Below are 22352 nucleotides of genomic sequence, written 5' to 3'. Positions count from 1 at the left end.
CGCGACCCTGCGCTCAGGATGAAGGGGTATAGCTGAAGGGCACCATGGTGGGGGAGAGCCCACGACAGGCGGGTTTGAGGGCCTGCGGGCCTGCCAGCAGCCAGTCGGTGCGGTGACGGTTGCCGAGGTTTTCCATCTTCGCGGGGTCAAAACACCTCACCATCAGGTCGGCGCTCCCCAGTACCCAGCGCCCGGGGGCAGCCCCTATCCAGGCGGCAGCTTCCCTGGCCTGCTCCCCGTCCCCCATTAGATAAGGGTAATGTTTCACTGGTTGCAGGCTAAACAGCAGATGTTGCTCTTTGAAGCCCGCCAGCAGCAGTTCATCCCCCACAGGCACCTTCTGCGCCGCCAATGCCATGACTGCCTGAGGGGTGCGCACCTCGTTGAGGCGCACGCTTATCCAGCAGGAGTAGATCAGCCACCCCACCACCAGGGAGCTGAGAATGGCGGTCAGTGGCGCCCGGCGAAGCCAGGCATTGATCAGCAGCAAGGATCCCCCCAGCACCAGCAGGGGAAGCCAGGGCTCCGGCCCCAGTTCCCCCAGACGGCTGGCCACTCTGTCGCTAAATGCCAGCACCAGAGCCCCCACCAGCCCTGCCCCCCCCAGCAGCCAGCCGAGCCCGGCCAGCAGTCGCCCCGGCCAGATCCGGACCAGCAGGGTGCCGATGAAGGGTGCGGTCAGGAGCGCCAGGGCGGGCGTACCGGGCGTGATGTAGACGCCCCGCTTGCCCGGCGAGCAGGAGAAAAACAGCACCACCAGCACCAGATAACCCAGCAGCAGCAGGATACGCCTGTCCTGCGCCCGGATGGCGCGCCGCCAGGCCACCACCAGCCAGGGCAGCAGCAGGGAGAGCGGCAGCCAGAACGGCGGGATCACCGAGGTGAGGTAGTACCAGAAGGGTTTGACGTGATGCCAGGCGCTGGTATAGCGAGTCACCGTCTGGCGCAGCAGTATGTTGTCTCTGTAGGCCAGCAGGAGGGGATCCCCGCTTCGGGTCACGGCCTCCAGCATGGGGACCAGCCAGAGGCCCATCGCCAGGGCCATGGCCAGCGGCCCGAGCAGGGCCTTCAGCCAGGCTGACAAGGGCGCGGTGCGGATTTGCGACCTGTGGGTCCAGAGCGCGGGAAGCAGCACCAGCAGGGCCAGTACTCCTACCCCCTTGGTGATGACGCCAAGCCCAGCAGCAAACCAGCCGAGCCAGTACCAGCGCCACCCTCCCTCGCAGAGCAGGAAGCGCAGAAAACCATAGAGACCGAGGGTGATGAAGGCCGTCGCCAGGGCATCGATCTGCGCCGTCTTGGCCTGCAGGGTGAACTGGACGGTGAACAGCAGCAATAGCCCGGCCATAAAGCCGACCGCTGGGTTCCATAACCGACGCCCCAGGTCCCACACCAGCAAGATGGTCAGCAAGCCAGACAGCAGGGAGGGCAGCAGAAAGGCCACCTTGATGGAGCCAGTCAACACATAACCGATCGCGATCCCCCACATAAACAGCGGCGGCTTGTCCGGATAGAGCTCCCCGCCACGCATGGGGAAGAGCCACTGGCCGCTCTCCACCATCTCCCGGGCGATCAGGGCAAAACGCGGCTCGTCCGCCGGCCAGGGATCCCGCAGACCCAGCCCGGCCCCCAGCACCACCAGCGCGATCAGCAGCAACCAGCCAAGGGACGTCTGATTGAGCAGGGTGCGATCACTCACCATGACGAGCCTCCCCGGTCACTGCCTTGTCCCGCCGCCAGCCCCGATGCTGGATATCGAGATAGAGGCTGTAGAGCGCGGTGAAGGTGGGGAAGAGGTTTTGCAGCACACCGACAGAGTCCTGCTTGGGAGAGAAGGTGAAGTAGCTGAGCGTCATCAGGCTGCCGATCACGCTCATGTACCAGAACAGGCGCGGAATGACGGGTCGTCCCGCCCGCCTGGACGCCAGAAACTGCACCAGCCAGCGTCCGCCGAACATCAGCGCCCCCGTGTAGCCGATCAGCTTCCAGCCGGTGACATGCACCCCGGTCCAGTCCAGCCAGTCGATGGGGGCAGACAGCCAGGCGTCCATCACTCCAGCATCTCCCGGATTTCAACCACCTTGGAGCGGCGCTGCAACCACCAGACCCCGACCACGTCCACCAGCCCGACCCAGAGCCGGTTCCAGACCCCGTATTTGGAGATGCCCGCCTGGCGTGGCCTGTGGTTGACCGGCCAGGGCGCCATGCGCCCCCCTTGTGCCTGGATCAGCGCGGGGATGTAGCGGTGCATGTGATTGAAGGCGGGCAGTTTCAGATACCAGTCACGACGCACTACCTTGAGCCCGCAGCCGGTATCCGGAATACCGTCGCGCAGCAGCAGATCGCGAAAGCCGTTGGCCAGCTTTGAAGAGAGGCGCTTGACCCAGTCGTCACGGCGGTTGACCCTGTGGCCGATGAGGCCCACCTGGTATGGATCGCTCTGGTAGCGGCGCATCGCCTCCTCCAGCATGGCGGGGATGTCGGCGGGATCGTTCTGACCATCGCCGTCGAGTACCACCAGCCAGTCACCACGCCCGTGGCGCACTCCGCTCAGCACCGCCATGCTCTGGCCCACGGCATGGACATGGCGTAGCACCTTCAGCCTGGGGAAACGCGTCTGCAAATCGCGCAGTACCACATGGCTGTCGTCCACACTGCCATCGTCCACATAGATCAGTTCGTACTCGAACCTGCCCCCAAGGGCGGCATCTATTTCGCCGACAAGCGGGGCCAGATTGTCCCGCTCATCCTTGGCGGGTACCACGACAGAGATATCGACCGATTCGACCATATGCATATCCTGCCCTCATCAGAGGCGCTATCGATTCACCCGGCAGACCCGACGACATTGCATCGTGGCCTGGCTGACATCATGCAAATACAAGGCGTTAGAAAACAACTCTGTCAGCATATTGAACTTCAATTAACAAATCTATCAAAGCAGTCACTGACCCGGGAGCCTGCCGCTCCTCCCCTGCACCAAAAGTTCCATACCGTTTTCATCTCTGCCGCTCACCCACATAACCAGATGTTCCATCTGCTGGCTGGCGTCCCTCCCCGGATCGGGCCTATATGTTGCGGATACCAACGACGAGGTTTTCATGAAAAAACGACTCTGGGGCTGGGGACTCCTGATACTGCTCGCCACCACTTCCCACGCAGATCCCTTTCGTCAGGCCCCCAAGGCCATGAGCGCACTGCGCCAGGGTGCCGCCATGGAACAGGGAAACCCGCGGCAGGCCATCGCCCACTACTGCACCGCCGCCAACCTTGGCAACCCGGAAGCCTATTACCGCATCGGCCGCCTGCTGGCCCGCGGCCCCCAGGGGATCCGCAATGCCCGCAGCGCCAACGCCTACCTGGCCATGGCCATGCGCCTTGGCAACCAGCAGGCCGCCCGTTACTACAACGAGCGGGTCGGCAATGCCCCCCTGGGTACTTGCGGCATCGGAGGCGGTGGCGGTGGTGCTCCCTGGGTACGCCCCAGCACCCCCTTCGATCAGGAGCGCTACCTGGCCAGACAGTCACAGGCCAAGCAAAAGCTGGCTGTCATGATCCGCCAGGCCGCCCAGCGTCACAAAGTGGACCCCCAGCTCGCCCTGGCCATCGCCATCGCCGAATCCAATCTGAACAGCACCGCCGTCTCCCCCAAGCAGGCACAGGGCGTCATGCAGCTCATTCCCGAAACCCAGGCCCGCTTCGGCGTGACCCGGCCGTTCGATGCCCAGCAGAACATCCGTGGCGCCATGATCTACTTGAAGTGGCTGGAGAAGCAGTTCGGTCCGGACTGGGTGAGGATCAGCGCCGCCTACAACGCCGGGGAGCAGGCCGTGCTGCGCCACGGCGGTGTGCCGCCCTATCAGGAAACCCAGGAGTATGTGCAGCGGGTGCTCTACTACTCGGGGCAGGATCCTGACAAACCGGCCCGCCGCAACTCACCGCGCTGAGCTTACCCGGTTGCCCCTCTTCCCTCGCGCCTGTCGGCCGTCCCGGCCTGCGGCGCCCGGCTTTGCCGCCCCTCTCCCATTGGTTTACAATCGACGGGTTTTTTGGAACCGGGTTGACGACCCGTCGACCCGGCCCCACCACGACATCAGTTTGTTAATGCCAAGACATTAAACTGCTGAAAGGAAGAGAATTAGCCAATGGCTCAATTTATTTACACCATGAACAGGGTTGGCAAGGTCGTGCCGCCCAAGCGTCATATTCTCAAGAACATCTCCCTCTCCTTCTTCCCGGGGGCCAAAATAGGCGTGCTGGGTCTGAACGGCGCCGGGAAATCGACCCTGCTGCGCATCATGGCGGGTATCGACACCGAGATCGAAGGGGAAGCCCGTCCGCAGCCCGGCATCAAGATCGGCTACCTGCCCCAGGAGCCGAAGCTGGATCCGGAGCAGACCGTACGCGAAGCGGTCGAAGAGGCGGTCGGCGACGTCAAACGCGCCATGGCGCGCCTCGACGAGGTCTATGCAGCCTATGCCGACCCGGATGCGGATTTTGACAAGCTGGCCCGCGAACAGGGCGAGCTGGAAGCCATCATCGCCGCCCAGGGCGGCCACAACATGGAAAACCAGCTGGAGCGCGCGGCCGATGCCCTGCGCCTGCCGGCCTGGGATGCCCAGATCAAGCACCTCTCCGGTGGTGAGCGCCGCCGCGTGGCCCTGTGCCGCCTGCTGCTGGAAAAACCGGACATGCTGCTGCTGGACGAACCGACCAACCACCTGGATGCGGAATCCGTGGCCTGGCTGGAGCGCTTCCTGCACGACTACGAAGGTACCGTCGTGGCCATCACCCACGACCGCTACTTCCTCGACAACGTGGCGGGCTGGATCCTGGAGCTGGACCGCGGCGAAGGCATCCCCTGGGAGGGCAACTACTCCTCCTGGCTGGAGCAAAAAGATGCCCGTCTGGCCCAGGAAGCGAGTTCCGAGGCCGCCCGTCGCAAGTCCATCGAGAAGGAACTGGAGTGGGTTCGTCAGAACCCGAAAGGCCGTCAGGCCAAATCCAAGGCTCGTATGGCTCGCTTCGAAGAGCTCAACACCAACGACTACCAGAAGCGCAACGAGACCAACGAGCTGTTCATTCCGCCCGGACCGCGCCTGGGCGACAAGGTGGTGGAGGTGGCCAACCTCTGCAAGTCCTATGGCGACCGCCAGTTGATCGACGATCTCTCCTTCTCCATTCCGAAGGGTGCCATCGTCGGCATCATCGGTCCGAACGGTGCCGGTAAATCGACCCTGTTCCGCATGATGTCGGGTCAGGAGCAGCCGGATTCCGGTTCCATCACCCTGGGTGACACCGTGGTGCTGGCCTCCGTGGATCAGTTCCGCGACAGCATGAACGACAAGAAGACGGTGTTCGAGGAAGTCGCCGACGGCCAGGACATCCTGCGCATCGGCAACTACGAGTTCCCGAGCCGCGCCTACATCGGTCGCTTCAACTTCAAGGGTTCCGACCAGCAGAAGCGGGTCGGCGAGCTCTCCGGTGGTGAACGTGGCCGTCTGCACCTGGCCAAGCTGCTGCAGACCGGCGGCAACGTGCTGCTGCTGGATGAACCGACCAACGATCTGGACATCGAAACCCTGCGCGCCCTCGAGAACGCCCTGCTGGAGTTCCCGGGTTGCGCCATGGTCATCTCCCACGACCGCTGGTTCCTCGACCGCATCGCCACCCACATCCTGGACTACCAGGACGAGGGCAAGATCGAGTTCTTTGAAGGCAACTTCACCGAATACGAAGAGTGGAAGAAGAAGACCTACGGTGCCGAGGCTATCCAGCCGCGCCGCGCCAAGTACAAGCGCATCGCCAAGTAAGGCGAGGCAACAGCCGCGCCGCCAGGCATGACGTCACAAGGGGAGCCGGGGCTCCCCTTTTTTGCCTCTTCTGACTTACAATCTCCACCTCTTCCCCAGCGATAGCGACCCATGACCCAAGCCTCCACCACCAGACTCACCATCCAGATCCGGCTCGAACCCGGCTGCCTGGGGCCGGATGGCAAGCAGCACATCGATACCTTCTGCGCGGCCGCCAACCGGATCCTCGCCGCCATCGAACCCCGACGGGTGCACTGGGTGCTGCTGCCCCGCCATGACAAGCAACTGGCCGAGCAGGCCTACTTCCTCGATGGCCGTCCCTTGAGCGAAACCCAGGCCACCCTGCTGCTCCAACGCATGGGGTTGGCCCTCGATCCCTTGCTGGAGCAGAGCGATGCCGTGCTGAGCCAGCTTATCGAACGCTACCAGAAAAACCGTTGATCCCGATGTGGAAACGGGGCTCTATTGGTCCCCTTTTTCCTGCCTCCGGGGGAAAACGTTTGAATTTTTACTCTATTCATTGATCCGCCTCGCACATCCGGGGTTTGTAAACCTGGCCGCCTGTGTGAAAATGTGCGCGCTGTCACGGTATCAGGACGAGTCTGGTCACTTCACCGCCAGAATCAGGGTCCATCGCCCCGCATGGATGGGCCGGGCCCCCTGCTGCCTATTTCACGTCACCCATTGGAATCCAACATGAATCAACCACATCACGCTACCGGGCAGACCGCCAGCCCGGCTGCCGGGCAGGGATTGCTCGAGCGCCTGTTTGCCCTGCGCGGTCATGGCACCACGGCCCGCACCGAGGTGATCGCCGGCATCACCACCTTCCTGACCATGGTCTACATCGTCTTCGTCAACCCGCAGATCCTCTCTGCGGCAGGCATGGACACCCAGGCCGTGTTCGTTACCACCTGCCTCATCGCCGGTGTCGGCAGCATCCTGATGGGTCTGCTGGCGAACCTGCCCATCGCCCTGGCTCCCGCCATGGGCCTCAACGCCTTCTTCGCCTTCGTAGTGGTGGCTGGCATGGGCTACTCCTGGCAGGTCGGCATGGGCACCATCTTCTGGGGTGCGCTGGGCCTGCTGATCCTGACCCTGCTGCGGGTACGCTACTGGCTCATCGCCAACATTCCCCTGACCCTGCGGGTCGGCATCACCGCCGGCATCGGTCTGCTCATCGCCCTGCTCGGCCTGCACAATGCCGGCATCGTGGTCGCGAGCCCCGCCACCATGGTGACCGTGGGCAACCTTACCTCCCTGCCCTGCCTGCTGGGATTGTTGGGATTCTTCCTCATCTGCATCTTCTCCGCCCGCGGCGTCCACTCCGCCGTGCTCATCGCCATCGTCGTCACCACCACCCTGGGCTGGCTGTTCGGCGATGTCACCTTCAAGGGCTTCGTCTCCGTGCCGCCGAGCATTGCACCGGTCTTCGGCCAGCTGGATCTGATGGGATCGCTGGACATCAGCCTTGCCGGGATCATCTTCTCCTTCATGCTGGTCAACCTGTTCGACTCTTCCGGCACCCTGATCGGCGTGACCAACCGCGCCAAGCTGGCCGATGACAAGGGGCACTTCCCGCGCATGAAGCAGGCCCTGGTGGTGGACAGCGTCAGCTCCGTCGGCGGCGCCTTCATGGGGACCTCGTCCGTGACGGCCTACATCGAGAGCAGCTCCGGCGTCGCCGTCGGCGGTCGCACCGGCCTGACCGCCATCGTGGTGGGCATCCTGTTCCTGCTGGCCATCTTCTTCTCTCCGGTCGCCGCCATGGTACCGGCGTATGCCGCAGCGGGGGCCCTCATCTACGTGGGCGTGCTGATGTGCTCCGAGCTGACCCGGGTGAAGTGGGAAGACCTGACCGAAGCGGTGCCGGCCTTCATGACCGCGGTGATGATGCCGTTCAGCTTCTCCATCACCGAGGGGATCGCCGTGGGCTTCATCTCCTACTGCGTGATGAAGGCGGGCACCGGCCGCTGGCGCGAGATCAACCCCTGCGTGCTGGTGGTGGCCCTGCTCTTCGTCCTCAAGTTTGTCTGGGTCGATGCCCACTGATTTTTCTTCCATGAAAAGCAAAACCAGACTCTGAAAACAAAAATGCCCGTCATCGACGGGCATTTATTTATGGCGGGCACAGGGCTCAGCGAATACCGCGGGCCTCGCGGATCCACTCCCAGGCCTGCTGGATCTCCTGGGTCTTCTCCTTGGCCATCTCCATCATCTCGGGGGGCAATCCCTTGGCGGCCAGCTTGTCAGGGTGATGCTTGCTCATCTCCTTGCGATAGGCACGCTTGATCTCCTGATCGCTGTCGCTCTCGTTCACCCCAAGCAACTGATAGGCATCCTTGAGGCGATCCCGGGAGGGGGGCTCCTGGCGGTATTGCTGCCCCTGGCCACTGCCCTGCTGTTGCTGGCGGTGGAAGAAGTTCATCTGGGCCTCGGCCATGGCCAGAATGCGGGCAAGCTCGATGCGACTGAACCCCAGCTCGTCGGCGATGGTTTGCAGGATGGCCCGCTCGTTCGCCTCCACCTGACCGTCGGCGAAGGCGGCCTGCAGCTGGACCTCGAGGAAGAAGCGCAGGATGTCGCGCTGCCCCAGGCTCGCCTGGCGAAACTCCGCCAGGGTCTCGCGCAGGGGGAAGTCCGCCTCCTTGCCAAGGCGGAACGACTCCTGAGCCCGTACCCGCTGCTCTCCGGCCAGACGCATCCTGTCCATCAGGTTGGACGCGACCCGTATTTCGTGCTCGGTGACCTGGCCGCTCGCCTTGGCGATGTGGCCCATGACGGCGAAGGTGGCATGGAAGAAGACGGCCTGTTGCTGCTGGCTGGGTGCCCGCTGGAAGGCCCCGCGGATCCCCATGCCCCGATCGAAGCGATGGCCGATCCACAGGCCCAGCAGGGCACCGAAGATGTTGCCGAGCAAAAAACCGAAGAAGGTGCCAAGCACCTTGCCCCAAATACGCATGGTTCAAGACCTCGTGAAGTTAATGGGTGCCGGCGAGCAGTTGCTCGTCCAGCTCGCGCAGCCGATCCACTGTGCCGATGTCGCGCCACTCGCCTGCCAGCAGGCTGCCACCCACCCGTCCCTGCGCCATCCAGTCGCGCAGCAGGGGGGCCAGCTTGCGCGCCCCGCTGGGCAAGCCGGCAAAGGCGGCGGGGTGATAGAGGCCGACGCCGCTGAAGGTGAGGGCCGGGGTGTCCAGCACCCGACCCGCTTGCAGGGAGAAGTCCCCTTGCGGATGCTGGGGAGGGTTGGGCACCAGCCAGAGGTGGGCGAGATCCTCCCCAAGCGGCTGGTTCACCAGAGCGCGATAATCCAGGTCGAGCCAGGTATCGCCGTTGATCACCAGAAAGGGTTCGCTGCCCAGCAGAGGCAGCGCCTGCACGATGCCGCCGGCGGTCTCGAGCGCGCTCTCTTCGGCCGACCAGTGGATGGATACCCCGAGCGCACTGCCATCGCCGAGGGCCGCCACCAGCTTGTGTCCGAGCCAGGCGTGGTTGATGACAAGTGTGGTCACGCCGGCTGCCTTGAGTTTTTCGATATGGTGCACGATGAGCGGCTTGCCCCCCGCCGCCAGCAGCGGCTTGGGGAGCAGATCGGTGAGCGGACGCATCCGCTCGCCGCGCCCGGCGGCCAGGATCATCGCCTTCATGGTGTCACCCCGGTGCGCGCCAATCCGGGCAGCACCACCTGCTCCAGCCACTGGTCGAAGCGGGCCAGCACCGGATAGGCGGCGCCATGGCTGCGACAGACATCAACGACGTAGCCCAGGGTACGGGGAATGTCCTTGAGGTAGCCGGCCTTGCCATCGCGGTGATAGAGGCGCGTGAAGATCCCCGCCGCCTTGAGGTGGCGCTGCATGCCGGTGAGATCGGCTGCGCGACGAAACGCGGCATAGTCCAGATTGCCAAGCAGGCCGGCCCCTTGCAGGGTGTCGAAGCCAAGTCGCATGCCCTGCTCGATCACCGCATCCGGCCAGCGCACGTAGCAATCTTTGAGCAGGGAGACCAGGTCATAGCTCAGCGGCCCGATGACCATGTCCTGGAAGTCGATAAGGGCGAGGTCGCTCTCCTTCGGGTTCGTCCCGCCACACACCATCAGGTTGCGGCTGTGGAAGTCCCGGTGCATCACTCCTTGTGGCTGGGCCAGGTTGCTCTCGGTGAGGCAGGCAAACATCTCGTCCAGCAATTGCCGTTCGGTCTCATCGAGACTCAACCCCAGGTGATGGCCCAGCAACCACTCGGGGAAGATGGCATTTTCCCGGGCCATGAAGGCCTCATCGAAGGGCTCGAGCTCGAGCGCCACGGCGCCGAGCCTTGGCAGCAGGGCGATGGCCTTGCCATACCAGGCCAGTACGCTCTCTTCGTTGAGGCAGCCGATAAGCTGGGTATCCCCCAGATCCGTCACCGCCAGCAATCCCTGCTCGTAGTCGACCCCCTTTACCTCGGGGGCCAGCAGCCCCGCATCGTGCAGGGCGGCCGCATTGCGAACGAATTCATGATTTTTTTCGGTTTTCGGATTAGCATCCACCCACACCAGACCGCCACCCCGGAAGTAGCGGCGGAAACTGGCGTCACCGGAAATAAGCGTCAACGAGAGGTTGGCGTCACCGGAAATCCGGCGAGCCCATTGCAAAAGCAGGGAAGCGCGATCGTGCATGAGTCGGGAACCAAATTGGAAAGCAGCACTTGGCTGTTAGCCCTGGCCGCAATAATGCTTTATCATTGCCGGCTAACATAAAGCAATGACATGCAATGTCAACTCGATGGATCCTGACATAAAATGCATGCCCTGAATCCACCGTTTTTACTACGGATTGCGCGAGCCTTTCACATGACAAAATGGACACTGGGATACTCCTGTCCCATCGCCCTGACCATCAGCCTTGTTCCTGCCCTGAGCCCGCTCATGGCCCAGGCAGCGCCACTCAATGCGCCACCCGCTACCGGGATCCTCGACAGCCTCTGCTATGACTATGTCCCCAAGATAGAGAAGCCCAGTGCGGGCCAGGACGCCAATGCCCAGCCCGTCGAGGTGGATGCCGATCGCCTGGAGGCCAAACAGGGCGGTACCGCCGTCTACGAGGGTGACGTCAAGGTGCGCCAGGGCGTGCGCAAGTTCGACTCCGACTATGCCCAGCTCGACCAGAAGAGCCGGGATGTCATCGCCATCGGCAACATCTATTACAACGATGGCCAGATCACGGTCACCAGCGACAAAACCCTGAAATCCAACCTGGACACCAAGAACTCCGAGCTGGAAGAGGGCAAGTATCAGGTCCATGGCTCACCGGTGCGCGGCTTCGCCGAAAAGGTGACCATGACCAACAACAACCAGAACATCACTCTGGAAGGGGCCCAGTACACCACCTGCCCACCGGGCCAGGAGGCCTGGACCCTGAAGGCCGGCAGCATCGACATCGATCAGTCCGAGGTATTTGGGGAGGCCTGGAACGCCAGCCTCTGGCTCTATGACTATCCGGTCTTCTACTTCCCCTATATCAACTTCCCCATCAAGGATGAGCGCAAGACCGGTCTGCTCTACCCGGGCTATACCCAAAGCTCCAAGAACGGTATGGACATCACCCAGCCGTTCTACTGGAACATCGCCCCCAACTACGATGCCACCATCACCTCCCGCTTCATGGACAGACGGGGCCTGATGGAACAAGTCGAGTTCCGCTACATGCCGGACCCGGCCCACGTGGGGAGCCTCTACTTCGAGAACCTGGCGGACGACAAGCAGTACGACGAGACGGCCAGCCTCAATCAGCATCTCTCTGACGGTCACCGTTACCTGCTCAGTGCCCGCCACACCTCCATGTTCATGGACAACGCCATGCGGGTGTCGGTGGACTACACCAAGGTACGGGACCAGGACTACAACTACTTCAACGACTTCACCCCCAAGGTGGGGACCCAGGTCGACAACCAGTTGCAGCAATCCCTGAAGGCGGGTTACTACCAGCAGAACTGGAACCTCGATGCCGAGGTACGGACCTACCAGATCCTGCTGGCCAGCGCCCAGCAGCCCCACGAGCTGATGCCGCGCATCAACCACAACTACTACCAGCAGGGCAGCTGGTACGATCTGGCCTGGAATACCGAGCTGACCAACTTCGGCTACAACAACGATCAGGCCATCGAGCAGAACAAGGGTGAAGCCTACACCGGCACCCGGGTCTACACGGCCCCCACCCTGACTATCCCCCTCGTTGACGAGGCGGGTTACTTCCTCGACAGCCAGTACAAGCTGATGTACACCCGTTACGACCAGACGGTGCCTGACCAGATGAGCAGCACCTTCACCAATCGTTTCACCCCGAGAGAGGGCGGCGACGTCACCCTGGAAGAGGGGACCATCACCCGGGTACTGCCCTCGTTCCGTCTCAAGGGCGGCATGACCTTCGAGCGGGATCAGCAGTGGTTTGGCGAGGGTGCCAACCAGACCCTGGAGCCTGAATTCCAGTACCTCTATGTGCCCTACAAGGATCAGGACAACATCGGTGTCTATGACTCCACCACCATGCGCCAGGACTACTACAGCCTCTTCAGCGATCGCCGCTTCGCCGGTCTGGACCGCATCAGCGACTCCAACCGGCTCTCCTTGGGGGTCACCACCCGCATTTATGATCCGGCCGGGGATGAACGAATCCGGTTGGCCGTTGCCCAAGCCTTCGACTTCGTGGCGCCCAGGGTCAAGCTTTACAGCAGCGATGAGCTGAGTACCAATACCCGCTCCCCGCTGTCGTTCGAGGGTGACGCCAAGATCAACGAGCAGTGGTATGCCCATGCGGGGGCACAATATGATATGGAACAGCGCCAGATAAGCTCTGCCAACAGCGCCCTGGAATACCGTCACGAGAAGTTGATCAGCCAGTTGAACCACCGCTTCGTGCGGGATGCCAACTACGACCTCGACCACAAGGGCCAGGTGACGGATCTCAACCAGATCGGCCTGCTGCTGACCACCCCGCTGGACGATCGCTGGCACCTTTATGGCGGCTACTATCAGGAGCTCAACCAGAACGTCAAAGTGGACCGCAAGGTGGGTCTGAAATACGACTCCTGCTGCTGGAGCATCAACTTCAACCTGGAATGGGTCAACACGCCAGACAACGTGAACCTGACCCCGACGTCCGAGCGCAGCCTCGGCATTCAATTTGAAATGAAAGGATTGGGTAGCGTGGGTACCGGCTCCAAGGGCACTTCCCTGGACACCGAAGCACTGCCTTACATTCGTCCGTTTAACCTGCGAGACCAGTAACCGGTCTGGCAAACGCCTTGAGAGATGGATATGAAGAAGACGTTGATTTCCCTGCTGACCGCAGGCCTGTTCGGAGTCATGAGCCAGGGTGCCCTCGCCGCCCCCGAGCTGATGGACAAGGTGCTTGCCGTGGTCAACAAGGATGTGGTGCTGGCCAGTCAGCAGGAGGCCCTGGTGCAAAAGGTCAAGGCCTCCGCCCAGGAGAGCGGCCAGTCCCTGCCCGATGACGTCACCCTGCGCAAGCAGGCGCTGGATCGGCTGATCCAGGAGAGCCTGCAACTGCAACTGGCGGAGCGCCAGGGGCTCAAGATCAGTGACACCCAGCTGGAACAGGCCATTCAGAGCATCGCCGCCGACAACAAGATGAACCTGGAGCAACTGCGCGCCCAGCTGGAGCGGGAAGGCCTGACCTACGCCCAGTACCGTGAGGAGGTGCGCCGCGAGATCCTGATGAACGAGGTGCGCCGCAGCCAGGTCCGCCGTCGCATCAACATCTCCGATCAGGAGGTCAAACAGGTGGTCGAGGCCCTGAGCAAACAGGGCCAGCAGCAGACGTCATATCATATCGGCCATATCCAGGTCGCGCTGCCGGACAACCCGAATGCCGAGCAGCTCAACGCTGCCAAGGCCAAGATCGAGCGCATTCTGGCGTCCCTGAAAGAGGGGGCCGACTTCCGCAAGCTGGCCATTGCCGAGAGTAACGGTCCCAAGGCGCTGGAAGGGGGTGACTGGGGCTGGTTGAGCCCGCAGGAGATGCCCACCCTGATGGCGGAAGCCGTGCAAGGGGCCGGCAAGGGTGACATCGTCGGCCCGCTGCGCTCCGGCGCCGGTCTGCACATCATCAAGATCTTCGACACCAAGGGTCAGCAACAGGTCATGCAGACCGAGGTCAAGGCGCGCCACATCCTGATCAAGCCCTCCATCATCCTGAGCGAGGAGAAGGCCAAGGGCACCCTGGACGGCATCCTGCACGACATCAAGAGCGGCAAGGCCAGCTTTGCCAGCATGGCAGAGAAATACTCCGAGGATCCGGGCTCTGCGGTGCAGGGTGGTGAGCTGGGCTGGTCTGATCCCAACGTCTATGTGCCGGAATTCCGCGACATGCTGGGGCGCCTGCAACCGGGCCAGATCAGCGAACCCTTCCGCACCAGCCACGGCTGGCACATCGTGCAGCTCGAGGATCGCCGCAGCCAGGACGCCACCGGCAAGGCCCAGGAGCAACGCGCCTACCAGCTCATCTTCAACCGCCGCTTCGCCGAAGAGTCCCAGGCCTGGCTGGATGAGCTGCGCGACGAAGCCTACATCCAGATCGAACCCAATTGATGGGCGACAAGCAGATGAACAAGGCGCATCCAGGGCACGCCGAGGCACAGCTGAGCTGCCACCGGCTTGCCATCACCCCGGGTGAACCGGCTGGCATAGGCCCGGATCTGGTCCTGCAGATTGCCCAGCGGGCCTGGCCCCATCAGCTGGTTGTGATCGCCGATCCCGCCCTGTTGCGCGAACGGGCCGCCCTGCTGGGGCTGTCCGTCGAGCTTGAACCCTATGACGAAAGCGCCCCCACCCGTCCGCAGCGGGCGGGGACTCTGACCGTCTGCCCCGTGCAGCTCGGCGCCCCCGTGGTGCCAGGCAAGCTGGATGAGGGCAACGGCGCCTATGTGCTGGCTACCTTGCAGCGCGCCTGCGACGGCAACCTGAGCGGCGAATTTGCCGCCGTGGTGACCGGGCCGGTGCACAAGGGGATCATCAACCAGGCGGGCGTCTCGTTCAGCGGTCACACCGAGTTCTTCGCCCAGCAGTCCGACACCGCCGATGTGGTGATGCTGCTGGCCACCGAAGGGCTGAGAGTGGCCCTCGCGACCACCCATATTCCCCTTGCCTATGTGGCCAAGGCCATCACCGAGGATCGCCTTGGCAAGGTGATCCGCATCCTGGATGCGGATCTCAAGCGCAAATTCGGCATCGAACAGCCCCGGATCTATGTCTGCGGCCTCAATCCCCATGCCGGGGAAGGGGGTCACCTGGGCCGTGAAGAGATTGATGTCATCGAACCCGCCCTGGCCGCCCTGCGCCAGGAAGGGATCGATCTGGTCGGCCCGCTGCCGGCCGATACCCTGTTCCAGGACAAATACCTCAAGGATGCGGATGCGGTACTCGCCATGTACCACGATCAGGGGCTGCCCGTGCTCAAGTACAAGGGCTTTGGCAACTCGGTCAACATCACCCTCGGACTTCCCTTCATCCGTACCTCGGTGGACCACGGCACCGCGCTGGATCTGGCAGGCAAGAACCTGGCAGACCCCGGCAGCCTCACCACCGCGATCAACCACGCCATCCAGATGGTAGAGAAAAAAAGATATGAGCAGTAAGGTGCACATGGGCCACACGGCCCGTAAGCGTTTCGGTCAGAACTTCTTGCACGACCGGTATGTGATCGACCAGATAGTGGCCGCCATCAACCCGCAACCGGGTCAGAATCTGGTGGAGATTGGCCCGGGTCTGGCCGCGCTCACCGAGCCGGTCGCCGCCCAGATGGACAAGATGACCGTGGTCGAGCTGGACCGGGATCTGGCGGCACGTCTGCGCGAACACCCCACCCTGAAAGAGAAGCTGACCGTCATCGAAGCCGATGCCATGCGCTTTGACTTCAGCACCCTGATGGGGGAAGGCAAGGGGCCGCTGCGCATCTTCGGCAACCTGCCCTACAACATCTCCACCCCGCTCATCTTCCACCTGTGCGAATTTGCCGACCGGGTGGAGGACATGCACTTCATGCTGCAAAAGGAAGTGGTGCTGCGTCTGGCCGCCGGCCCGGGCAGCAAGGCCTATGGCCGTCTGAGCGTGATGACCCAGTACTACTGTCAGGTAGTGCCGGTGCTGGAAGTGGGCCCGGGCGCCTTCAAGCCGGCGCCGAAGGTGGATTCCGCCGTGGTGCGTCTGATCCCGCACAAGAACCCGACTATCGTCGCGAAAGACATTCGTTGCCTGAACCGGGTCTGCACTGAAGGCTTCGGCCAGCGTCGCAAGACCATTCGCAACAGCTTCTCCAACTTCATCACCGACGCCCAGCTGACCGAGCTTGGCATCGATGGCAACCTGCGCCCGGAGAATCTCTCCCTCGAGCAGTTCGTCACGATCGCCAACTGGCTGGCCGACCAGCAACAGGCCTGATCCCATGACCCAAGCCCGGATAGTGGTCCGCCCCCACCCCAGCTATGTGGCGGGAACCGCAGATCCCTACCATTTTCTCTATCGCATCGAGATTGAGAACCTGGGTCCGGGCACGGTGCAACTGCTGCATCGACGCTGGCTCATTACGGATGCCAATGGCAAGATGCTGGAAGTGGAAGGTCCCGGCGTGGTCGGTGAACAACCCCTGATCGCCCCCGGCGAGACCTTTTCCTACCAGAGTGGCGTTCCCCTCGCCACACCGCTTGGCGTGATGGAAGGCAGCTACATCCTGCAGGATGAATCGGGGCAACAATTCGAAGCCCCCATCGCCCCCTTCACGCTGGCCGTCCCCAACATAATCAACTGAGGTTTCATGGCGAACTGTTTCGTCGGTGATATCCAGGGCTGCTACGACGATTTGCGCCGTCTGCTGGATCTTGCCGAGTTCGACTTCGATAACGACACGCTCTGGCTGTGCGGCGATCTCGTCGCCCGGGGGCCGGACTCCCTCAACACCCTGCGTTTCGTCAAATCACTGGGGCAGCAGGCCGTCACCGTGCTCGGCAACCACGACCTGCATCTGCTGGCGGTGGCCCACGGAGTCGCCCCGCTCAAGAAGAAAGACAAGCTGCAGGCGCTGATGGAGGCGCCGGATCGGGACGAGCTGCTGGAGTGGCTGCGTCACCGTCCCCTGCTGGCAGAACACCCCGACCTGCCCATCATGATGGTGCATGCGGGCCTCTCCCCCGCCTGGGACGCCCACACCGCCCGCAGTTGTGCCCGGGAGGTGGAGAGCCTGCTGCGCGGGGATCAGTACAGCTGGCTGCTGCACAACATGTATGGCGATCAGCCCGACAGCTGGAACGACAACCTGCTGGGCATAGAGCGTTACCGCTACATCATCAACAGCTTCACCCGGATGCGCTTTTGCTACTTCGACGGGCGCCTCGACTTCAAATGCAAGAAGGGCCCCACCGAATCGACCCCGGGCCTGCGCCCCTGGTTCGAGCAGCGCGAGCACCATGTGGATGACCCCATCCTGGTCTTCGGCCACTGGGCGGCCCTGATGGGCAACACCGGCAAATCCGATATCAAGGGACTCGACACCGGGTGCGTCTGGGGCAACAGCCTCACCCTGTGGCGCTACGAGGACGACGCCCTGATCGCCACCCCCTGCCCGGCCTATGCCAAGTAGAGCGGCTCTTTGCGGAACATGGGAATGATCCGCCGTTGAGAGGAGAGCAATGCCCTCTCCTGCGAAATGGAGCTGAAAACAGAACGGGCCCGGCAATGCCGGGCCCGTTTTTTCATGATGAGCGGATCAGAGCCTGCGCCCCAGCCGTTTCTCGACCTGGCGCCGCTCCCATTCCGGGCCAAACAGCTTGAAGGGCTGGAACAGGTTGATGGCGTGAGAAGCCAGCCCCAACCCCCAGCCCAGCATGGGCCACCAGGCCCAGATATAATCCGGGTTGCTCAGGTAGTTGATGACAAACAGCCCCCCTATCACCAGCACATAGCTCATGAGGTGGCCATAGAAGCCCCTGAGCCCCTCCACGAACTTCATCGCCTCCCGCTCATCTCGCGCCACCTGCACGCGTCCCCGATCTTCGCCCTCATTCCCTTTCATCTCGCTCTCCTGCAGTTGGGTCACATCGAGCTCGAAGACGGCGGCCAGGGCCTTGAGGGATTCCAGTCCGGGTTGCTGGCCCTGCTCTATTCGCTGAATGGTGCGAACGCTCAGGCCTGTGAGGGTCGCCAGCTGTTCCTGGGACCATCCCCGTTGCAATCTCAACTTCCTGACGATCATCTTGCGCTCCTTGTGGTGATTGACAGGGCCAGCATAGGGAAAGGGGATGAGAGGCGACACGACAGATGGCCGACACTCACCTGACTTCCTTTAAAAATCAAAATCTTACTACCACGCAATCGTGGCTCTTGCGCCCCGAGCAACCAGGCTTGGCGTGCCGCTGGCGGCCAGGCGTCACGGGGGCTTACAACCCCTGCATCAGCTCGGCACCAATCTCGAAGGAGCGCAGGCGCGCCTGATGATCGACGATGGGGCCGTTGAACATCAGCTCGTCCGCTCCGGTCTCTGCCAGCAGAGCCTTGAGGCCGTGGCGTACCCGATCCGGCTCCCCCACCAGGGAGCGAGCCAGGGTCTGCTCCATCGCCATCAATTCGCGGGGAGACCACTCATCCCCCAGCGTCTGCACCGGCAGTGGCAGCTTGCCGGCATCCCCCCGGTAGAGACGCAGGAACTGCTGCTGCAGGGTGGTGAACAGGAAGCGGGCCTCACGATCGGTGTCGGCGGCGATCAGATTGACGCACACCACCGCATGGGGTTTGGGCCAGCGGGCAGAGGGACGGTATTGGGTACGGTAGATCTCCAGCGCCTGCAGCAACATGGCGGGAGCGAAGTGGGAAGCAAAGCCGAACGGCAACCCCATGGCCGCTGCCAGTTGGGCACTGTAGAGGCTGGAGCCCAGCAGCCAGATGGGCACATGGAGTCCCTGACCCGGCACCGCCTGCACGGCACCGACCTCGTCGCCAAAATAACTCATCAGTTCGCGCACATCCGCCGGGAAGTCATCCACCTCGCCGCTGCGCTGGCGGCGCAGCGCCTGCATGGTGCGCTGATCGCTGCCAGGGGCGCGGCCCAGGCCGAGATCGATGCGATCCGGATAGAGGGAACTCAGCGTGCCGAACTGCTCCGCAATGACCAGGGGGGAGTGGTTCGGCAACATGATGCCGCCAGCCCCGAGCCGCAACGTCGTGGTGCCCCCGGCCAGGTGGCCAATCAGCACCGCTGTGGCGGCGCTGGCAATGCCCGGCATGTTGTGGTGCTCCGCCAGCCAGTAGCGGTGGTAGCCCCAGCGCTCCGCATGGCGAGCCAGATCCAGCGAGTGGCGAAACGACTCGGCCGGTAGACCACCTTCGGGCACGGGCACCAGATCCAGCACGGAATAGGGGACGACAGACATGGGACACTCCATTGGTTCACAGGGCGTTTATCAGGGGAGCAATGTAGCACGAGATATCTGAACGAATCATCTCACCACAGGGCAAGGGGGCAGCGCGAAGGCCGGCTGTTGATTTCGGGCCGAAGAGCGCAAGATCGAGTCCTAGGCTTTTTGTCATCCAGCAAGCACACTGTTAGGTGACCAATACGGCGATCGCCAGGGGACAAGGATCCGTCCATGACAAACGCAAGTCTCAGTCGCAGACCCTTTTACGTACACATTGCCACCCTTTTCATCCTGCTCTTCTCCTTGCTGGGGGGCGCCCTCATCGTGCTGCAGTTCCAGCAGGGCATGCAGCAGGGGCTGGAGCACGAACGTCAGAGCTTCAAGCAATACCGGGAGCAGCTTGCCCTCGCCATCAAGCTGAACCAGCGACCAGCCCGCATGTCCCTGAATCTGCTGCGCAGCGGCCAGCTGTCCGCCATGACAGACCTCGAGACGCGGCTCGCCTTCCTGCCCCAGCTGGCGGAAGTACTGGCCAACAGTACCAGTTACGGCGCCATCTATGCCGGTTACGAGGACGGCGATTTCTTTCTGGTTCGCAAGCTGACCGAACGAGCGAGAGGGGCGCTGGAGGCGCCTCCGCCCGAGAGCCGCCTGCTGGTCCAGAGCCTGCATCAGGGACAGGGAGAGTTCCTCTATTTCGACCAGCGGCTGCGGCTGCTGGAGCGGCGCCCCATGCCGGACTACCGTTTCGATCCGCGAGATCGGGGCTGGTACAAGGAGGCGCGCTGGAGCACGGGCATCATAGTGACCCACCCCTACCTCTTCTTCACTACCCGGGAGCCAGGCATGACACTGGCGGTGGAGAGCGACGATCGCCGGGCAGTGATCGGGCTCGATGCGGGCGTGGAGGGACTCTCTTCCCTCATCGGCGAGTTGCCCCTGCCCGGTCACAGCCAGCTGGTGCTGTTTGACGAGGTCGGGACCCTGCTGGCCACGGATCCCGAGCGCCTCCCAAGCTTCGAGCAACTGAGCCGCCTGCCCATGCTGTCGGCCCTCAATCACCCCATTCTCACCAGGCTGCAACAGGAGATGGCCGCGCGGCCTGCCCTGCTGCATCACCCCGCCGAGCTGACCCTGGCAACGGTTCAGGGTCAGGAGTGGCTGGTCAACCTCTCCTCCCTCGGGGAAGAGTCCCCGTTTTATCTCGCCCTCTTGGTGCCCACCGAGGTGCTCACCGCCCCGGCGCGCCAGGATGCGCTGCACAATCTCGCCTGGGCCCTTGCCGGTCTGCTGCTCCTGCTGCCCGTCATCTGGCTGGCTGCCCGGCGTACTGCCGCCCCCTTGCTGGTATTGACCGGGGAGGCTGAGCGGATCCAGCACTTCGACTTTGGCGAAAGCCCGGGGCCGGATTCGGCGATCCGCGAAATTGACGACCTCGCCCGCGCCATGTCCAGCATGCGCCTGACCCTCGGCAATTTCATGAACATGGGCCGGGCGCTGGCGGCAGAGCATCGCTTCGATTCATTGCTCAGCCGCATCCTGCACGAGACGGTGGCGGCTGCCCAGGCCGAGGGCGGCTGCCTCTTCCTGGCCCAGGAGAGCGAGATGCAGGCCGTTCACGCCATCTGGCAGGGGCAGCCGCTGGCGTGCGAACAGGTACAGTGGCAGGCGGCGCTGCTCGGCGGTCTCTACCACACGGAGCGCCTCTGCCTGCCCCTCGACGAGGCACAGTGGGCCCGCTACCTCAGCGACTGGGGCCCCTTCCCCGGCGCCTGCCAACTGCTGGTCGAACCCCTTCACAACCACCGTCAGGAGCTGATCGGCTGCCTGCTGCTGATCCTGCCAGACTGCTCGGCCCGCGAACTGGCCTCGCGCATCAGCCTCATCGAGGCGCTGGCGGGCACCTCCTCCTCCGCCATCGAAAACCAGCGCCTGCTGGAGGAGCAGAAGCAGCTGCTGGAAGCCTTCATCGAGCTCATCGCCGGTGCCATCGATGCCAAGAGCCCCTACACCGGCGGCCACTGCCAGCGGGTGCCGGAACTGGCCAGGATGCTGACCCAGGCTGCCTGCGCACAGCAGACGGGGCCCTTTGCCGATTTCCGGCTCAACGAAGAGGAGTGGGAGGCCATCCATATCGCGAGCTGGCTGCACGACTGCGGCAAGGTCACCACCCCGGAGTTCGTGGTGGACAAGGCGACCAAACTCGAGACCATTTACGACAGGATCCACGAGATCCGCACTCGCTTCGAGGTGCTCAAGCGGGATGCCCACATCGAGGCACTCTGCGCCCTGCTGCCCCCATCCAGGCAGCAGGCCGCCCTCGAGGCTGTAACCCCCCTCTGGCACACCCTGGATCAGGAGTTCGCCTTCGTGGCCGAGTGCAATCTGGGGGGCGAGTGGATGGCGCCGGAGAAGCTCGCCAGGCTGGATGCCATTGCCAGCCGCACCTGGTTGCGCACTCTGGACGATCGGCTCGGCATCAGTCAGGAGGAGCGCAAGCGCCACCAGGAGGCCCCCTCTCCCCTCCCCTGCCGCGAGTCGCTGCTCGCCGACAAGGCGGTCCATCTCATCCCTCGCCCCGAGCACGACAATCTCGCCCGACACAACCCATGGGGCTTCAAGGTGCGGGTGCCCACCCACCTCTACAACCGGGGGGAGCGCTACAATCTCGCCATCGGCCGTGGCACCCTCACCGAAGAGGAGCGCTACAAGATCAACGATCACATCATCCAGACCATACGCATGCTGGAGAAGCTTCCCTTCCCCCGCCATTTGCGCAAGGTGCCGGAGATTGCGGGGGGCCATCACGAGCGGATGGACGGCACGGGCTATCCGCGCCAGTTGCAAGGGGGGCAGATGAGCATTCCCGCCCGCATCATGGCCATTGCAGACATCTTCGAGGCGCTGACGGCGAGCGATCGCCCCTACAAGTCTGGCAAAACGGTCTCCCAGTCCCTGGCCATCATGGTGAAGATGGTGCAGGAACAGCACATAGACCCGGCCCTGTTTGCCCTCTTCATCGAGAGCGGCATCTGGCGGGACTACGCCATACGCTTCCTCGCCCCCGAGCAGTTGGACGAGGTCGAATGCCAGGCCCTGCTGGCAGGATCACACTGACCTTCCGCTGGCACTCGCCCA

Annotated in this window: 19 protein-coding genes; 11 read left to right on the top strand and 8 right to left on the bottom strand. The window is 63.1% G+C overall.

Features of this window, described 5'->3' with window-relative positions; translation table 11 throughout:
* Nucleotides 1–13: 13 nt before the first annotated feature.
* The 3 genes from ACVDHI_RS15400 to ACVDHI_RS15390 are packed head-to-tail and all read right to left on the bottom strand — an operon-like array spanning nt 14 to nt 2791.
* Complete coding sequence (locus tag ACVDHI_RS15400) at nt 14–1702, bottom strand: ArnT family glycosyltransferase (protein ID WP_324062751.1); 1689 nt, start codon at nt 1700–1702, stop codon at nt 14–16.
* Nucleotides 1692–2051 carry a lipid-A-disaccharide synthase N-terminal domain-containing protein gene (locus ACVDHI_RS15395; RefSeq protein WP_039040033.1) on the bottom strand — a complete coding sequence of 120 codons (360 nt, stop codon included), beginning with the start codon at nt 2049–2051 and terminating at the stop codon, nt 1692–1694. The genes ACVDHI_RS15400 and ACVDHI_RS15395 overlap by 11 nt, the downstream gene beginning before the upstream one ends.
* Nucleotides 2051–2791: a glycosyltransferase family 2 protein gene (locus ACVDHI_RS15390; RefSeq protein ID WP_124813446.1), complete on the bottom strand. Its 741-nt coding sequence runs from the start codon at nt 2789–2791 to the stop codon at nt 2051–2053. The genes ACVDHI_RS15395 and ACVDHI_RS15390 overlap by 1 nt, the downstream gene beginning before the upstream one ends.
* A gap of 310 nt (nt 2792–3101) precedes the next feature.
* On the opposite strand from ACVDHI_RS15390, the gene ACVDHI_RS15385 reads away from it, so the two are divergent.
* The 4 genes from ACVDHI_RS15385 (at nt 3102) to ACVDHI_RS15370 (ending at nt 7865) form a co-directional block, all read left to right on the top strand.
* The gene (locus tag ACVDHI_RS15385) at nt 3102–3947 is read left to right on the top strand and encodes a lytic transglycosylase domain-containing protein (protein ID WP_219603968.1); all 846 of its coding nucleotides are present in this window, start codon (nt 3102–3104) and stop codon (nt 3945–3947) included.
* Nucleotides 3948–4145: 198 nt separating this feature from the next.
* The gene (ettA, locus tag ACVDHI_RS15380) at nt 4146–5813 is read left to right on the top strand and encodes an energy-dependent translational throttle protein EttA (RefSeq protein ID WP_010673216.1); all 1668 of its coding nucleotides are present in this window, start codon (nt 4146–4148) and stop codon (nt 5811–5813) included.
* A 111-nt stretch (nt 5814–5924) separates the two neighbouring features.
* Nucleotides 5925–6254: a hypothetical protein gene (locus ACVDHI_RS15375; protein WP_039040029.1), complete on the top strand. Its 330-nt coding sequence runs from the start codon at nt 5925–5927 to the stop codon at nt 6252–6254.
* Between the two features lie 255 nt (nt 6255–6509).
* Nucleotides 6510–7865 (top strand): NCS2 family permease, encoded by a 1356-nt coding sequence (locus ACVDHI_RS15370; protein WP_010673214.1) that lies wholly within the window; start codon nt 6510–6512, stop codon nt 7863–7865.
* Nucleotides 7866–7950: 85 nt separating this feature from the next.
* Here the strand turns inward: ACVDHI_RS15370 and djlA are convergent, their stop codons facing one another.
* The 3 genes from djlA to ACVDHI_RS15355 are packed head-to-tail and all read right to left on the bottom strand — an operon-like array spanning nt 7951 to nt 10470.
* On the bottom strand, nt 7951–8775 hold the full coding sequence (gene djlA, locus ACVDHI_RS15365; protein WP_069784555.1) for a co-chaperone DjlA: 825 nt from the start codon (nt 8773–8775) through the stop codon (nt 7951–7953).
* A 19-nt stretch (nt 8776–8794) separates the two neighbouring features.
* On the bottom strand, nt 8795–9463 hold the full coding sequence (murU, locus tag ACVDHI_RS15360) for an N-acetylmuramate alpha-1-phosphate uridylyltransferase MurU (protein WP_447212245.1): 669 nt from the start codon (nt 9461–9463) through the stop codon (nt 8795–8797).
* Entirely contained in the window at nt 9460–10470 is a 1011-nt protein-coding gene (locus ACVDHI_RS15355; RefSeq protein WP_447212244.1) for an aminoglycoside phosphotransferase family protein, read from the bottom strand. Before ACVDHI_RS15355 ends, murU begins: the two co-directional genes overlap by 4 nt.
* A 174-nt stretch (nt 10471–10644) precedes the next feature.
* Here ACVDHI_RS15355 and lptD point away from each other — a divergent pair, with 174 nt between their 5' ends.
* Genes lptD through ACVDHI_RS15325 form a run of 6 tightly spaced genes read left to right on the top strand, consistent with a single transcriptional unit; the run spans nt 10645 to nt 17443 of the window.
* Nucleotides 10645–13077 carry an LPS assembly protein LptD gene (lptD, locus tag ACVDHI_RS15350; RefSeq protein ID WP_045523771.1) on the top strand — a complete coding sequence of 811 codons (2433 nt, stop codon included), beginning with the start codon at nt 10645–10647 and terminating at the stop codon, nt 13075–13077.
* A 30-nt stretch (nt 13078–13107) separates the two neighbouring features.
* A complete protein-coding gene (gene surA, locus ACVDHI_RS15345; RefSeq protein ID WP_010673209.1) occupies nt 13108–14400 on the top strand; it encodes a peptidylprolyl isomerase SurA in 1293 nt (430 codons plus the stop codon).
* A gap of 50 nt (nt 14401–14450) precedes the next feature.
* Nucleotides 14451–15446 (top strand): 4-hydroxythreonine-4-phosphate dehydrogenase PdxA, encoded by a 996-nt coding sequence (pdxA, locus tag ACVDHI_RS15340; RefSeq protein WP_447212254.1) that lies wholly within the window; start codon nt 14451–14453, stop codon nt 15444–15446.
* On the top strand, nt 15436–16248 hold the full coding sequence (gene rsmA, locus ACVDHI_RS15335) for a 16S rRNA (adenine(1518)-N(6)/adenine(1519)-N(6))-dimethyltransferase RsmA (RefSeq protein WP_010673207.1): 813 nt from the start codon (nt 15436–15438) through the stop codon (nt 16246–16248). The genes pdxA and rsmA overlap by 11 nt, the downstream gene beginning before the upstream one ends.
* A gap of 4 nt (nt 16249–16252) precedes the next feature.
* On the top strand, nt 16253–16615 hold the full coding sequence (gene apaG, locus ACVDHI_RS15330) for a Co2+/Mg2+ efflux protein ApaG (protein ID WP_010673206.1): 363 nt from the start codon (nt 16253–16255) through the stop codon (nt 16613–16615).
* A gap of 6 nt (nt 16616–16621) precedes the next feature.
* A complete protein-coding gene (locus tag ACVDHI_RS15325; RefSeq protein ID WP_039040022.1) occupies nt 16622–17443 on the top strand; it encodes a symmetrical bis(5'-nucleosyl)-tetraphosphatase in 822 nt (273 codons plus the stop codon).
* Between the two features lie 126 nt (nt 17444–17569).
* Here ACVDHI_RS15325 and ACVDHI_RS15320 read toward each other — a convergent pair whose 3' ends face one another.
* Together ACVDHI_RS15320 and ACVDHI_RS15315 are read right to left on the bottom strand one after the other, a co-directional pair.
* Nucleotides 17570–18055 (bottom strand): 2TM domain-containing protein, encoded by a 486-nt coding sequence (locus tag ACVDHI_RS15320; RefSeq protein WP_041211140.1) that lies wholly within the window; start codon nt 18053–18055, stop codon nt 17570–17572.
* A 184-nt stretch (nt 18056–18239) separates the two neighbouring features.
* Nucleotides 18240–19229, bottom strand: a complete 990-nt coding sequence (locus ACVDHI_RS15315) for a luciferase-like monooxygenase (RefSeq protein ID WP_010673203.1) — start codon at nt 19227–19229, stop codon at nt 18240–18242.
* A gap of 216 nt (nt 19230–19445) precedes the next feature.
* On the opposite strand from ACVDHI_RS15315, the gene ACVDHI_RS15310 reads away from it, so the two are divergent.
* The gene (locus tag ACVDHI_RS15310; RefSeq protein WP_324062740.1) at nt 19446–22331 is read left to right on the top strand and encodes an HD domain-containing phosphohydrolase; all 2886 of its coding nucleotides are present in this window, start codon (nt 19446–19448) and stop codon (nt 22329–22331) included.
* Nucleotides 22332–22352 lie beyond the last annotated feature (21 nt).

Source organism: Aeromonas sp. 25-248 (assembly GCF_053005425.1).
Note: the sequence above shows the minus strand (reverse complement) of the source record. Positions and strands in the feature narration are given on the sequence as shown.